The 14,331-nt window shown below is 59.6% G+C and carries 15 protein-coding genes; 5 read left to right on the forward strand and 10 right to left on the reverse strand.

What is annotated here, in order from left to right; all coding sequences use genetic code 11:
- Nucleotides 1-65: 65 nt before the first annotated feature.
- From def to AB4N85_RS15115, 3 genes are all read right to left on the reverse strand, one after another.
- The gene (def, locus tag AB4N85_RS15105; protein ID WP_076563914.1) at nucleotides 66-605 is read right to left on the reverse strand and encodes a peptide deformylase; all 540 of its coding nucleotides are present in this window, start codon (nucleotides 603-605) and stop codon (nucleotides 66-68) included.
- Nucleotides 602-1,558, reverse strand: coding sequence for a YihY/virulence factor BrkB family protein (locus AB4N85_RS15110; protein WP_041479188.1), 957 nt, complete (start codon nucleotides 1,556-1,558; stop codon nucleotides 602-604). Before AB4N85_RS15110 ends, def begins: the two co-directional genes overlap by 4 nt.
- A 163-nt stretch (nucleotides 1,559-1,721) precedes the next feature.
- On the reverse strand, nucleotides 1,722-1,913 hold the full coding sequence (locus tag AB4N85_RS15115; protein WP_041479186.1) for a CsbD family protein: 192 nt from the start codon (nucleotides 1,911-1,913) through the stop codon (nucleotides 1,722-1,724).
- Nucleotides 1,914-2,107: 194 nt separating this feature from the next.
- Here AB4N85_RS15115 and AB4N85_RS15120 point away from each other — a divergent pair, with 194 nt between their 5' ends.
- Nucleotides 2,108-2,485 carry a hypothetical protein gene (locus AB4N85_RS15120; RefSeq protein WP_016775519.1) on the forward strand — a complete coding sequence of 126 codons (378 nt, stop codon included), beginning with the start codon at nucleotides 2,108-2,110 and terminating at the stop codon, nucleotides 2,483-2,485.
- A gap of 252 nt (nucleotides 2,486-2,737) precedes the next feature.
- On the opposite strand, the gene fadD1 is transcribed toward AB4N85_RS15120, so the two are convergent.
- Entirely contained in the window at nucleotides 2,738-4,435 is a 1,698-nt protein-coding gene (fadD1, locus tag AB4N85_RS15125) for a long-chain-fatty-acid--CoA ligase FadD1 (RefSeq protein ID WP_024014053.1), read from the reverse strand.
- 348 nt (nucleotides 4,436-4,783) lie between these two features.
- Complete coding sequence (fadD2, locus tag AB4N85_RS15130; RefSeq protein ID WP_024014054.1) at nucleotides 4,784-6,472, reverse strand: long-chain-fatty-acid--CoA ligase FadD2; 1,689 nt, start codon at nucleotides 6,470-6,472, stop codon at nucleotides 4,784-4,786.
- Nucleotides 6,473-6,697: 225 nt separating this feature from the next.
- Here fadD2 and AB4N85_RS15135 point away from each other — a divergent pair, with 225 nt between their 5' ends.
- On the forward strand, nucleotides 6,698-7,642 hold the full coding sequence (locus tag AB4N85_RS15135; RefSeq protein ID WP_252868141.1) for an alpha/beta hydrolase: 945 nt from the start codon (nucleotides 6,698-6,700) through the stop codon (nucleotides 7,640-7,642).
- Nucleotides 7,643-7,685: 43 nt separating this feature from the next.
- Complete coding sequence (locus AB4N85_RS15140) at nucleotides 7,686-8,156, forward strand: MaoC family dehydratase (protein WP_003227420.1); 471 nt, start codon at nucleotides 7,686-7,688, stop codon at nucleotides 8,154-8,156.
- A gap of 267 nt (nucleotides 8,157-8,423) precedes the next feature.
- Here AB4N85_RS15140 and AB4N85_RS15145 read toward each other — a convergent pair whose 3' ends face one another.
- Nucleotides 8,424-8,891, reverse strand: coding sequence for a ferritin-like domain-containing protein (locus AB4N85_RS15145; RefSeq protein WP_252868142.1), 468 nt, complete (start codon nucleotides 8,889-8,891; stop codon nucleotides 8,424-8,426).
- 206 nt (nucleotides 8,892-9,097) lie between these two features.
- Here AB4N85_RS15145 and AB4N85_RS15150 point away from each other — a divergent pair, with 206 nt between their 5' ends.
- Nucleotides 9,098-9,334, forward strand: a complete 237-nt coding sequence (locus AB4N85_RS15150) for a DUF3820 family protein (protein WP_003227425.1) — start codon at nucleotides 9,098-9,100, stop codon at nucleotides 9,332-9,334.
- A gap of 30 nt (nucleotides 9,335-9,364) precedes the next feature.
- On the forward strand, nucleotides 9,365-10,546 hold the full coding sequence (locus tag AB4N85_RS15155; protein ID WP_150637503.1) for an aminotransferase class V-fold PLP-dependent enzyme: 1,182 nt from the start codon (nucleotides 9,365-9,367) through the stop codon (nucleotides 10,544-10,546).
- Here the strand turns inward: AB4N85_RS15155 and AB4N85_RS15160 are convergent.
- The 4 genes from AB4N85_RS15160 to zwf all read right to left on the reverse strand — a co-directional run bounded on the left by AB4N85_RS15160 (nucleotide 10,543) and on the right by zwf (nucleotide 14,136).
- Complete coding sequence (locus AB4N85_RS15160) at nucleotides 10,543-11,115, reverse strand: peptidase associated/transthyretin-like domain-containing protein (RefSeq protein ID WP_150637501.1); 573 nt, start codon at nucleotides 11,113-11,115, stop codon at nucleotides 10,543-10,545. The two genes, AB4N85_RS15155 and AB4N85_RS15160, sit on opposite strands and share 4 nt — an antisense overlap.
- A gap of 171 nt (nucleotides 11,116-11,286) precedes the next feature.
- The gene (locus AB4N85_RS15165; RefSeq protein ID WP_056787965.1) at nucleotides 11,287-11,952 is read right to left on the reverse strand and encodes a bifunctional 4-hydroxy-2-oxoglutarate aldolase/2-dehydro-3-deoxy-phosphogluconate aldolase; all 666 of its coding nucleotides are present in this window, start codon (nucleotides 11,950-11,952) and stop codon (nucleotides 11,287-11,289) included.
- A gap of 17 nt (nucleotides 11,953-11,969) precedes the next feature.
- On the reverse strand, nucleotides 11,970-12,683 hold the full coding sequence (pgl, locus tag AB4N85_RS15170; RefSeq protein WP_252868143.1) for a 6-phosphogluconolactonase: 714 nt from the start codon (nucleotides 12,681-12,683) through the stop codon (nucleotides 11,970-11,972).
- Nucleotides 12,670-14,136 (reverse strand): glucose-6-phosphate dehydrogenase, encoded by a 1,467-nt coding sequence (gene zwf / locus AB4N85_RS15175; RefSeq protein ID WP_252868144.1) that lies wholly within the window; start codon nucleotides 14,134-14,136, stop codon nucleotides 12,670-12,672. The genes pgl and zwf overlap by 14 nt, the downstream gene beginning before the upstream one ends.
- Nucleotides 14,137-14,331 lie beyond the last annotated feature (195 nt).

The following is a 14,331-nucleotide window of genomic DNA, read 5'->3' on the forward strand; positions in this document are numbered from 1 at the left end:
TTGGTTCTGATACTCCGCGTTCGCGAGCAGGCTCGCTCCCACAGGGGTTGATGGTGTTCTGACAATCAGTCGTCAGCGTTGGGATCAAGATCCGGAAACAGCACTTCGGTAAAGCCGAACTTGCTGAAATCGGTAATCCGCGACGGATACAGCCGGCCGATCAGGTGATCGCATTCATGCTGCACCACCCGTGCATGAAACCCCGAGGCCACTCGCACAATCGGCTCGCCCTTCGGATCAAAGCCTTCGTAGCGAATCTGCTGATAACGCTCCACCGCGCCGCGCAGGCCCGGCACCGACAGACAACCTTCGAAGCCCTCTTCCATCAACGGATTCAACGGCGTGATCAGCGGGTTGATCAGGATCGTCTGCGGCACTGCTTCAGCATCCGGGTAACGCTCGCTGTGTTCGAAGCCGAAGATCACCAGTTGCAGGTCGACGCCGATCTGCGGCGCCGCGAGGCCAACGCCGCCGACGCTTTCCATGGTCTGGAACATGTCATCGATCAGTTGCCAGAGCTCGGCGCTGTTGAACATTTCCGGTGGTACCGGCGCGGCGATGCGCAGCAGGCGCTCGTCACCCATTTTCAGAATTTCACGAATCATGGTCGCGCTTCATCAGTGTCCGGCTTGAGCGAATGATCGCGGCCCAGGCCCGAGACGTGTTGTTTGGGGGATTCGTCAGGCTCGCCAGGGGCTTTTTCGCCCTTTTCCTTGCCTTCGGCGGACATGTGCTCGATCACTGCATTCATCTCCGCGCCGAGCAACAGGACTGCGGAGGAAATGTAGAAATACAGCAAGAGCACGATGATCGCCCCGATGCTGCCATACATCGCGTTGTAGTTGGCGAAGGTTTTCACGTAGAAGGCAAACCCCAACGAGGCGAGGATCCACACCACCACGGCCAGCACCGAACCCGGGGTGATGAAACGGAATTCCTGTTTGACGTCGGGCATCACGTAATAGATCAGCGCCACCGCGACCATCATCAGAATCACGATCACCGGCCAGCGGGCGATCGTCCACACCGTGACGATGAAGTATTCCAGTCCCACTTGTGCGGCAATCCAGCCCATCACCTGTGGCCCGAGCACCATCAGCGCAGCGGCGATCAAGAGCATGCCGGCGATGCCGACGGTGTAGACGATCGACAACGGGAAACGCTTCCAGATCGGCCGGCCTTCAACCACGTCGTAGGCGGCATTCATTGCGCTCATCATCAGGCGCACGCCGGCTGACGCGGTGTACAGCGCGATCACGATACCGATGGACAGCAGGCCACCCTTGGATTGCTGCAACTGGTCGATCACCGGGTTGACCTGCTCCAGTGCCTGCGGTGGCAGCACCAATTCAGATTGCAGACGCAGCCAGGAAAAGAAGTCCGGCAGGTGCAGGAAACCGATCAGGGCAATCAGGAAAAGAATGAACGGAAACAGCGAGAACAGCATCTGGTAGGCCAGCGCCGAGGCGTAGGTCGACATTTCGTCATCGACGAACTCAGTGACCGTGCGCACCATCACCCGGTGCAGGGGCAGACCTTTCATGTCCGGAAATATCATTCGCGTCTCCTTGCGCCGCAGAAGGTTGAAGTCGTGGCGACTCAGGGGCCGTTTTTTACCTCAAGGTAGCCTACTTGGCGATCCTTCGGCGGATAACCGCAGGGTTCTGATACAAAAACGGCCATCCTTGGATGGCCGCTCGTGTGATTCGTTCAAGGCTCGCTTACGCCTTGTCGACGCCTTTTTTCACCGCGTCCTTGGCGTTGCCAACCGCTTGCTGGGCTTCGCCTTTTTTCTCTTGAACCTTGCCTTCGGCGCGCAGCTTGTCGTTGTCAGTGACCTTGCCGACGCCTTGCTTGACGTTACCGACGGCTTCGTTGGCCATGCCTTTTACTTTATCGCCTGTGCTACTCATGGTGTTTCTCCGTGATGCATATAGGGAAGAAAAGTCATTACGTAACGATTGACCGGTGCGCTTTGCGCCGAGTTTCATTTATTTTGCCGGCATTTCGTCGTGGCGCGCAGGTTGCGCTTTATGTTTGCCGGCGTTGCCCCGAGAATGCTCAGCCTACGGGCGTCGCGCCCGGCACACCGATTCGCAGGAATGTCATGAAGCTCAATAAAACCCAGGCCATCGCCCGTCGCAACCAGGAACTGGGCGGCGCCGTGCTCGGCACCAACAACTGCCACTTCGCCGAACTGAACCGTAACCGCAATATCTGGTGGTTCGACCTGCCGGTATCGCGTCTGGCCATCGGTCAGTACGAGTGGATTCACTTGCTGCTGCACACTCCGGCCACCGATGAGTTGCTGCACCTGAAAGTGCCCACGGTGTTCCTGCGCGAAAAGCTCGAAGGCCTGGTGATTCGCAACGAAGGCAAGCGCAAGGCGGCGCTGAGCCTGGAATTGAGTGCGGACAAGGATTCTTATCTGCAGGACATGCGACCGGCGGGGACCAACGTGAATTTTGCGCCGTTTCGTCAGTAGGATTTGTGGCGTCAGCCCTTCCCCTCACCCTAGCCCTCTCCCAGAGGGAGAGGGGACCGACCGGGTTGTTCTTACGGAATACGCCGACCTGAAATATCGAGCCGAACTCAGGTTCTGAAAAGCTTGAAGATCGGCTCCCTTCCCCCTCGCCCCCTTGGGGGAGAGGGTTGGGGTGAGGGGGTAGAATTTACCAGACGCTGCAAATCACCAATCTTTCCCAACAAAAAGCCCCGCATCTGCGGGGCTTTTTATTTACGCGGCAGACTTGGCCTTGATCTTCTTCAGCTCTTCATCCCGCAACTCGCGGCGCAGGATCTTGCCGACGTTGGTGGTCGGCAGCGCATCGCGGAATTCCACCGAGCGCGGCACTTTGTAGCCGGTAACGTTGGCGCGCATGTGGTCCATGACCTGCTCTTTGGTCAGGGTCACGCCCGGCTTGGCGACGATGAAAATCTTGATCGCCTCACCCGATTTCTCGTCCGGCACACCGATCGCCGCGCACTGCAACACGCCCGGCAAAGTCGCCAGCACGTCTTCCAGTTCGTTCGGATAGACGTTGAAGCCAGACACCAGAATCATGTCTTTCTTGCGATCGACGATGCGCATGTAGCCGTCCGGCTGGATCAGCGCGATGTCACCGGTTTTCAGCCAGCCGTCGCTGTCGAGCATTTCATCGGTGGCTTCCTGACGCTGCCAGTAGCCCTTCATCACTTGCGGGCCTTTGACGCACAGCTCGCCGATTTCGCCCAGCGGCTGCTCGACACCGGCATCGTCGATGACTTTGCACAGGGTCGACGGCACCGGAATGCCGATGGTGCCGATCTGGATGTGCTGAATCGGGTTGACCGTGGCCACCGGGCTGGTTTCGGTCATGCCGTAGCCTTCGCAGATGGCGCAACCGGTCACGGCTTTCCAGCGCTCGGCCGCCGCCAGTTGCAGGGCCATGCCGCCGGACAGGGTAACTTTCAGCGCGGAGAAATCCAGCTTGCGGAAACCTTCGTTGTTGCACAGCGCCACGAACAGCGTGTTCAGACCGACGAAACCGCTGAACTTCCACTTCGACAGTTCCTTGACCATCGCCGGCAGGTCGCGCGGGTTGCTGATCAGGATGTTGTGGTTGCCGATCAGCATCATCGCCATGCAATGAAAGGTGAACGCATAGATGTGATACAGCGGCAGCGGCGTGATCAGGATCTCGCAGCCTTCGTTGAGGTTGGAGCCCATCAGCGCCTTGCATTGCAGCATGTTGGCGACCAGGTTGCGGTGCGTGAGCATCGCGCCCTTGGCCACGCCGGTGGTGCCGCCGGTGTATTGCAGCACTGCGACATCGCCGCTGTCCGGATTGGCTTCGGCCACTGGCTGGCCGTGGCCTTTGCTCAGGACGTCGTTGAACTTGATGGCTTTGGGCAAGTGATAGGCCGGGACCATTTTCTTCACGTACTTGATGACGCTGTTGATCAGCAGGCGCTTGATCGGCGGCAGCAAGTCGGCGACTTCGGTGACGATGACGTGCTTGACGCCGGTCTTCGGCACCACGGCTTCGGCCAGGTGCGCCATGTTCGCCAGGCACACCAGGGCCTTGGCGCCGGAGTCGTTGAATTGGTGTTCCATTTCCCGCGCGGTGTACAGCGGGTTGGTGTTGACCACGATCAGCCCGGCGCGAATGGCACCGAAGACCGCGACCGGGTATTGCAGGACGTTGGGCAGTTGCACGGCGATTCGATCGCCGGGCTGCAAGTCGGTATGCTGTTGCAGATACGCGGCAAAGGCACCGGACAGCTCGTACAGCTCACCGTAGGTGATTGTCTTGCCGAGGTTGCTGAAAGCCGGTTTGTTGGCGAAGCGTTGGCAGGATTGCTTCAACACTGCCTGAATGTTCGGATACTCGTCTGGATTGATCTCGGCTGCGATTCCAGCCGGGTACTTATCCTTCCAAAAGTCTTCGATCATGGAAGCCCACTCCTCAGCAACGCGAATTCTTCACCGCATTTGATGCGATTATTATTGGTGTGTGTTTTGTATTGGTGAATCCGGCGTTTTACAGGCCGAGAAGTCACAAAGCGCGCCGAGAGTAGCAGCTTTGCCAAGGGTCGACCAGAGCCAAAAGAGGCCCCTACAGTCATATTGATGACTCAAGACTTGCCAGCGGTCATTTTAGAGCAAAAATCCTATTACCCTGTGAAAGCCCCGTAGTCATGGGGTGTAAAAGCAAAAGAACGCAGCCTTCGGCAGCTCCTGCATTTGGAATGCGTTTCCTGTAGGAGCTGCCGAAGGCTGCGATCTTTTCGCTCGTAACCTTTATGCGATATCCCGCAACTCGCGCCGCAGAATTTTCCCTACAGGCGTCATCGGCAGCGACTCACGCAGCACGATGTGCTTCGGCACCTTGTAGGCCGTGAAATTCTCTTTGCAGTAAGCCTTCAGCTCTTCCAGGCTGACCCCGCTCTCCCGCGCTACCACAAACAGCTTCACCGCCTCTCCCGAACGCTCGTCCGGCACGCCGATCACCGCGCAGTTGGCGACTTTCGGGTGAGCCATGACCACGTCTTCAATTTCGTTGGGGTACACGTTGAAGCCGGAGACAATGATCATGTCCTTCTTGCGATCGACGATGCGCACGAAACCGTCCGGGTCGATCACGGCGATATCGCCGGACTTGAACCAGCCCTCGGCGTCCAGCACTTCGGCGGTGGCTTCGGGTTTGTTCCAGTAGCCCTTCATGATCTGCGGACCTTTGATGCACAGCTCGCCGCGTTCGCCCAGTGGCTGTTCGACGCCGTCATCATTGATGATTTTCACCAGCGTGCCCGGCACCGGCAGGCCGACAGTGCCCAGGCGCGACTGATCGCCGTAAGGATTGGTGCACGCCACCGGCGAGGTTTCGGTCAGGCCGTAGCCTTCGGTGATACGGCAACCGGTCATCTGCTCCCAGCGCTCGGCGGTGGCCTTGACCAGCGCAGTGCCGCCGGAGTTGGTGAGCTTGAGGCTGGAGAAATCCAGGGTCTTGAAGTCAGGGTGATCCATCAGCGCAACGAACAAGGTGTTCAAACCCAGCAGCGCCGAGAAGCGCCAGTTTTTCAGTTCCTTGATGAAGCCGGCGATGTCGCGCGGATTGGAGATCAACACGTTGTGGTTGCCCGACACCATCATGCACATGCAATTCGCGGTGAAGGCATAGATGTGGTACAGCGGCAGCGGCGCGATCATCACCTCCTGGCCTTCGCGCAACAGCGGCTGACCATCCGGGCCGAGCTGAGCCAGACAGGCGCGCACCTGCTGCATGTTCGCCACCAGATTGCCGTGGGTGAGCATCGCGCCCTTGGCCAGGCCGGTAGTGCCGCCGGTGTATTGCAGCACGGCGATGTCATCGAGGCCGACGTTCAGCGGCTTGATGCCCAGACCACGCCCCATGCGCAGCGCGCTTTTGAACGAGGTCGCTTGCGGCAGCGAATACTCGGGAACCAGTTTCTTCACTTTGCTGACCACGGTGTTGACCAGCCAGCCTTTGGCGGTGGGCATCAGGTCGCCCATCTTCGCTTCGATCAAATATTGGATGTCGGTGTCGGGCAGCACTTCCTGGACTTTCTGCCCGAACAGATTCAGGTAGACCAGCGCGCGTGCGCCGGAATCCTTGAACTGGTGGCGCATCTCGCGCGGCGTATAGAGCGGGTTGGTGTTGACCACGATCAGCCCGGCGCGCAGCGCGCCGAACACGGCAATCGGATAATGCAGGACGTTGGGCATCTGCACCGCAATGCGATCCCCCGGCACCAGATCGGTATGGGCCTGCAGGTAACCGGCGAACGCCGCACTCTGGCGTTCGAGTTCGGCGTAGGTCAGGGTGATGCCCATGCTGCTGAACGCCGGGCGGTCAGCGAACTTCTTGCAGGAACGCTCAAACACTTCGATGACCGACTTGAACTCGCCCATGTCGATGTCCAGCGGTACGCCGGCCGGGCGTTTGTCATTCCAGAAATCAGGTTGCATTGTTCTTGTCCTCTTTACCTGAGCCGATCCGGGAGCCGCTTTCTGTCGTTTCTGCTTCGTCCATGGAAGGCGAAAAGCACAAAGCGGAGCTTCACGGACACTAGCAGCTATGGCCATTGAGGCAAATATGACGCAGGCCCTCATTGATCCCGTGAATCTTCCAGCCGTGGCGTGAGCTGATCAGACGCGCTATACACTGTGGCGATGCTGAGCAAAGGAATCGCCATGACCCACGACACCTTCTGGCTGGACGCGAGTGACCGCAGCCGCCTGTACGTCAACCGCTGGCTGCCGGCCACGCCATTGAAAGCGGTGATTCTGCTGGCCCATGGCATGGCCGAACACAGCGCTCGCTACATGCGGCTCGCTGACACGTTTTGCGACAAAGACTATGGCGTCTACGCCCCGGATCTGCGCGGCCATGGTCGTACCGCCGACAACGGCACCCTCGGCCATTTCGCCGATGACGATGGCTGGTGCAAGGTGGTTGGCGATCTGGCCAGCCTCAACCAGCACATCGGCCAGCAACATCCCGGCGTGCCGATCATCCTCCTCGGCCACAGCATGGGCAGCTATCTGGCGCAGGCGTATCTGCTGCACCACAGTGCCAGTCTGCACGGGGCGATTCTCAGCGGCTCTAATTACCAGCCAGTGGCGCTGTATCGCGCCGCCCGGCAGATTGCCCGGCTGGAAAAACTGCGTCAGGGCGGCAAGGGCCGCAGTGCGTTGATCGAGTGGCTGTCGTTCGGCTCGTTCAACAATAAATTCAAACCGGTGCGCACCCGTTTCGACTGGCTGAGCCGTGATCCGGCCGAAGTCGACAAGTACGCCGCCGACCCGTTATGCGGCTTTCGCTGCACCAATCAGCTGTGGGTCGACCTGCTCGGCGGGTTGCAGCAAATCAGCAAAGCGTCCAATCTCGCGCAGATCGACCCGGGCCTGCCGCTGCTGGTGATTGGCGGCGAATGTGATCCGGTGAGCGAGGGCAAGCGTCTGACAGATCTGGCCAATGCCTTGCGCAGGGCCGGCAGCCAGCATCTGCAACTGAAGATCTACCCGCAGGCCCGGCACGAATTGTTCAATGAAAGTAATCGCGACGAAGTGACCGCCGATGTGCTCGCCTGGATCGACCAGGCCCTGAGCCACCGGCGCCCGCAGCGCAGCGAATAATTTTTTGTGGATTGACTGAAATCCGTCACAGGAATCGAAACCGATGACCCAGGTTACCAACATCCCTTACGAAGCCCTCGAAGTCGGCCAGACCGCCAGCTACAGCAAGACTGTCGAAGAGCGCGACATTCAGCTGTTCGCCGCGATGTCAGGCGACCACAACCCGGTGCATCTGGACGCCGAGTTTGCCGCCGCCAGCATGTTCAAGGAACGCATCGCCCACGGCATGTTCAGCGGTGCGCTGATCAGTGCAGCGGTGGCCTGTGAATTGCCTGGGCCGGGCACCATTTACATCGGTCAGCAGATGAGCTTTCAGAAGCCGGTGAAGATCGGCGACACGCTGACAGTGCGCCTGGAAATTCTCGAGAAACTGCCGAAATTTCGCGTGCGCATTGCCACTCGCGTATTCAATCAGCGTGATGAGTTGGTGGTGGATGGCGAGGCGGAGATTCTCGCGCCACGTAAACAGCAGACGGTGACGTTGCCGACATTGCCGGCGATCAGTATCGGCTGATGGATTGTAGGGTGTCAGGTAGATTGCTGCCCCCTCACCCCAGCCCTCTCCCCCAAGGGGGCGAGGGGGAAAGGGAGCCGATTTCCTGGCTTTCCAAATCCTGAGTTCGACTGGATATTTCACATCGCTGTAACTTTCAAGAACACCTCGGTCAGTCCCCTCTCCCTCCGGGCGGTCCGACGTTTCGGGAGGGCTAGGGTGAGGGGCTTTTCGCCAGGCACAAAAAAACGCCAGACAAGCTGGCGTTTTTTTTCAGCCGACTAACTCTTACGAGCTCGCACGAGCCTGGTTGCGCAGGGCTTTCACCTGGTCGTGGTTGCGTTGTACGCCGTGATATTGGCGTTCAACCAGATCACGAATACCCACCAGGTTGTGCTTGGTGATTTTCTCGAGGGCTTCTTTGTAGGCCTTCAGTGCGTGGTCTTCACCGCGCTCTGCTTCGTTCAGCACAGCCTCTTCGTCTTTACCGGTGAACATGGCCTTGACATCGACCCAGCGACGGTGCAGATCACCGCTGACGCTGGTCGAGGTTTCCGGATCGCCGCCCAGCGAACGTACCTGAGCCTGCAGCTCGGCTGCTGCGGTGGCGCAATCAGCGGAGCGAGTCACGAACAGGGTTTTCAGTTCTGGGTGCTTGATGTCTTCAGCGCAAGTCTTGAACCCTTCCTGACCGTCCTTGCAGGTTTCAATCAGGTCGTTGAGTACAGAAATGGCTTCTTTTTTCATGTCGGTCATTTTTCAATTCCTTGCGATGGGTTGAAGATGCAAGGGATATTGCAGTGTGCGTGCCAGCTTTTTGATCGGATAAAAATCCTTTATTTTCAACAAATTACGAAAGATTGAACCATCTGTATGCTGGTTTTTTGCATGATCTGTCATTTGGCCTGCATGCAGAATGCCTGTATTTTCCAGGCTGTGATGTGAATCGATGAAGCGTGCTGATGAATCCGGAAAAACTCGAACTGCTGATTACCCGCGAAATGCCCTTCGGCAAGTACAAAGGCCGAATCATTGCCGACCTGCCCGGCCCCTATCTGAACTGGTTTGCCCGTGAAGGCTTTCCCCACGGTGAACTCGGTGGCCTGCTGGCGCTGATGCAGGAGATCGACCATAACGGCCTGTCCGACCTGCTCGAGCCGCTGCGCGCAAAACACGGCAAACCCGCCCCGCGCCACTGACGCGCCCTTCCCTCTTGAGCCTTGCCGACCATGCCTGACAACACCCGCCGCGCCCGTGACGAAGCCTTCTGGCAAACCTTTGCCGATCGATACGATGTGCAGCCCGGTCCGGTCAATCTGGAAAACGGTTACTTCGGGCGCATGTCGCGCACAGTGATCGAGGAGTACCAGCGCAATATCGAGCTGATCAACGCCAGCAACTCGATTTATGCACGCCAGCGCTTTGAACAGCACGACAACCTTGAGATCCGCGCGCAACTGGCCGAACTGATTGGCGTGCGCGCGCAAAGCGTGGCGCTGACGCGCAATGCCACCGAAGGCCTGCAATCGCTGATCCGCAATTACAATCGTCTGCAACCGGGTGATCAGGTACTGATCTGCGACCTCGAGTACGACACGGTCAAGGGCGCCATGCGCTGGCTGGCGAAGCAGCGTGGCGTTGAGGTCATCGAAATTGCCCACCACCATCCCGCCAGTTTCGACAGCCTGCTGGAAAGCTACCGCGAGGCGTTCGTCCGCCATCCAAAACTCAAACTGATGGCCCTGACCCACGTCACCCATCGCACCGGTCTGGTTATGCCCGTGCAAGCCATCGCCGCGCTGGCCAAAGAGCATGGCGTCGACATCATCCTCGACGGTGCCCACGCCCTCGGCCAGATTGAATTCGACCTGCAAGCGTTGGGCATCGCTTTCGCCGGTTACAACCTGCACAAATGGATCGGCGCACCGCTGACCCTCGGCTTTATCTATATCGCCCCGCAGCGTCTCGCCGACATCGATCCGGACATGGGCGAGATGCATTACCCGGTCAGCGATATTCGCGCGCGGACCTCGTACAGCACGCCGAACATCCCGGCACTGATGACCTTGCCGCTGGTGTTCGAAGAGCACGACGCGCTCGGCGGCGCCGCAGCCAAAAGCCCACGCCTGAGTTACCTGCGCAACCTGTGGGTCAGCCGGGTCCGGCACCTGCCGGGCATCGAGGTGCTGACGCCGGACGACCCGCAACTGTATTGCGGGATCACCGCGCTGCGCTTCACCCGGCATGCCGATCAGCAGGCCATGGCCGAGCGTCTGCTCAGAGAGTTCAACCTGTTCACCGTGGTGCGCACCGGCGCCGCGTGCGGGCCGTGTATTCGCATTACCCCGGGGCTGACCACCACGGCTGGCGAGATGGAGCAGCTGGTTCGGGCGCTGGACCAACTGCGCTAGAACGGCGCTCCGGAGTTTTTTTCGTAGCCTTCAAGGCCAAGCTGCGACGACACGGCGAAGGTGTCGATGCCGAGGGTCTGGCAGGCGAAAGCACCGTCTTCAAGATCCGCGCCGGCGATCGGCTGCAACACCAACCGCAAGGCGTCCTCGGCGGCACCTTCACAGCCGCAGCGGCCTGGGACGTGCAAGGTGCCGGCCCAGGCCTCGTGGTGAGCTTGCGCTCCTGCTTCGTCGCCGGGAATGAATACGTTCAGCTTCAGGCAAGCAGCGCCGTGCGCCAGTCGGTCCGGATAGACACTGGTGAAACGGACGATGCCATGGCTGTCGGTCGATTGACTGCCGCCCAGGCTGGTGTCGCCATCGACACGCTGTTGAATGCGCACCAGCGCGCCGATGACCGGCTCGCTGGTCATCGCATCGACCAGCGACAGACGCAGGACCAGCGGCAAGCCTTGGACACCTTGGCTGATATTGCGCACTTGAGATTCAGCTGCGGGCCGGCCGAGGGGAAGTTGCTTCGGTTGATAACGGGATTGTGGCGTAAGGGTCAGAGACTGAAGGTCGTCCATGAGGCGTTCTCTCTTCCATAAGATGGACGCAGATTAACCCCGTGAAAAAGTCAGCGTGCAGTAACTATGTATCGCCGCATGTACCGGCAATTTTTTTCAGCGCAAAAAAAAGGTGCGCCGACCAAGCGCACCATAAAGCCGTAAAGCACACAACGAAGTGTCGGGTAACGATCAGTCCAGCAGCGCCAAGGCTTCGGCAGTGCATTCCTGAATGCGGGACCAGTCGCCGTTCTTGATCCACTCCGGATCAAGCATCCAGCTACCGCCCACGCACATGACGTTTTTCAGCGCCATGTAGCTCTTGATATTGGCCGGGCCGACGCCGCCAGTCGGGCAGAATTTCACTTCGCCGAACGGGCCGCCGAGGGCCTTGATTGCCGCCACGCCACCGCTGACTTCCGCCGGGAACAGCTTGAAGCGGCGATAGCCCAGACCGTAGCCTTCCATGATCCCCGAGGCGTTGCTGATGCCCGGCAACAGCGGAATCGGGCTGTCGACGCTGGCTTCGAGCAGGTCGCGGGTGATGCCCGGGGTGACGATGAACTGCGAGCCTGCCGCTTCCGCCGCTGCGAGCATGTTGCGGTCGAGCACGGTGCCGGCACCGGTCATCAGTTCCGGGCGCTGTTCGCGCAGGATCTGAATGGCCTTGAGGCCGAACTGCGAACGCAGGGTCACTTCCAGCGCAGTCAGGCCACCGGCGGCGAGGGCGTCGGCCAGCGGCAGCACGTCCTGTTCGCGAGCGATGGTGATCACCGGCAGGATCCGCGCCTTGGCGCAGAGACTGTCGATCAGGGCAACTTTGTCCGCCATGGAAACGGTCGGGGATGGGGTTGTCATAGCGGCTGTTCCTTGGCTCATGGGCACCAGTAAATCTCTAACGTAGGTTGCAGAAACGCGCGCACCGGCATGGCCGCAACGTCATCGGATGCCAGCGCGGCATTCAGGGTGGTCAGTTTCGATTGACCGGAAATCGACAGAATCTTGTGCCGGGCCGAGGCCAGCAGCGCGCGGCTCATGGTCAGGCGCTGACGCGGCACGCTTGGCGCCAGCATCGGCCAGCAACGGCGCGTGCCATCGGCTTGCAGGGCTTCGGCGAGGTTCGGGCTGTCGGGGAACAGCGATGCGGTGTGGCCGTCATCGCCCATGCCCAGCACCAGCACGTCGATCGGCGGCAGTTCGCCGAGCAGACGATCGGCCTGTTCAGCAGCCTGCTCGACGTTGGCCGCCGCGCTGTAGAGGCTGAGGAACTGTGCCTTGGCTGCCGGGCCTTTAAGCAGATACTGCTTGAGCAGACCGGCATTGCTGTCGGCATGTTCCACCGGTACCCAGCGTTCGTCGGCCAGGGTCACAACGACCTTCGACCAGTCCAGCTCCTGCTTGGCCAGGTGCTGGAAAAACGCTACCGGGCTGCGCCCGCCGGACACCACCAGCACCGCGTTGCCGCGCGCGGCAATGGCGTCGCTCAGTTGATTGGCAACGTTCAGCGCCAGGCCTTCAGCCAGCAGCACCGGGCTGTTGAATTCGCGGGCAGTCACACCCGCCGGCAGTTGCACATCAGATATCGCCATACCACGACCTCCCGTCCCGCGTGATCAAAGCAATGGAGCTCATCGGCCCCCACGACCCGGCCGCATACGGCTTGGGCGCGTCACCGGATTTCTTCCACCCGGCGATCAGCTGGTCACACCACCTCCACGCGGCTTCGATTTCATCTTTACGGACAAACAGGTTCTGATTGCCGTTCATCACTTCCAGCAACAACCGCTCGTAGGCATCGGGGATCCGCGCGCTACGCCAGGTGTCGGAGAAATTCAGTTGCAGCGGGCCGCTGCGCAGTTGCATGCCCTTGTCCAGGCCCTGCTCTTTGGTCATCACGCGCAAGGAAATGCCTTCGTCCGGTTGCAGGCGGATGATCAGTTTGTTGCTGATCTGCAGGCGCTGCTCCGGGGCGAAGATGTAGTGCGACGGTTCCTTGAAGTGGATGACGATCTGCGACAGCTTTTGCGGCATGCGCTTGCCGGTACGCAGGTAGAACGGCACGCCGGCCCAGCGCCAGTTGCGGATATCGGCACGCAGGGCGACGAAGGTTTCGGTGTCGCTCTGGGTATTGGAATTCGGTTCTTCGAGGTAACCCGGAACGGATTTGCCTTCGCTGTGGCCGGCGATGTACTGGCCGCGCACCACTTGTGTGGTCAGGCCTTCCGGACTGATCGGCGCCAGCGCCTTGAGCACTTTTACCTTTTCGTCACGGATGCTGTCGGCGGACAGGTCGGCCGGCGGGTCCATGGCAATCAGGCAGAGCAGCTGCAACAGGTGATTCTGGATCATGTCGCGCAGTTGGCCGGCCTTGTCGAAATAGCCCCAGCGGCCTTCGATGCCGACCTTCTCGGCCACGGTGATTTCCACGTGGGAGATGTAATTCTGGTTCCACTGGGTTTCGAACAGGCTGTTGGCGAAACGCAGGGCGATCAGGTTCTGAACGGTCTCTTTGCCCAGGTAGTGGTCGATGCGGTAGGTGCGGTCTTCCGGGAAGAACTGCGCTACTGCGTCGTTGACCTTGCGCGAGGACTCCAGGTCAGAGCCGATCGGTTTTTCCAGCACTACACGGGTATTTTCGGCCAGACCGACTTTCTCGAGGTTCTCGCAGATCGCGCCGTACACCGCCGCCGGGGTGGCGAAGTAGGCAATCATGCGCTGGCTGCTGCCGGCCAGTTCCGCCAGCGCCACGTAATCCTCAGCCTTGAGGAAGTCGACGTGCAGATAGGTCAGGCGCGCGAGAAAGCGCTCGGCCACGGTTTCGTTCAGCTCTTTGCCGACGTAACGGCGCAATTCGGCGGCGATGAACGCCATGTGCTGCTGCTCGCTGCCGGGCTCACGGGCCAGCGCGATGATGCGCGTGTCCTCGTGCAGCAGGTCGGCACCGTCAAGGTGATACAGGGCAGGAAACAGCTTGCGCAGGGCCAGATCGCCAAGCGCGCCGAACAAGGCAAAGGTGCACGGTTCAACCGTAATGGAAGGCATGATGTTTGTTCTTTTATCAAGTTAAGCTACAAATACCTTTTTTCAAGGCATCACTCAAGGGAAAATGTAGTAATAACCACAACATTTTCGCAGAATACTCAATCCGAGTGGTGGTCGCCCGGACGCATCAGTAGGATAGGCCACCGTCACGGGCCATATCAAAGGCCCAATTTGCATAGCCCGACGCAACTCTGC

The organism is Pseudomonas sp. H1_G08 (assembly GCF_054681355.1).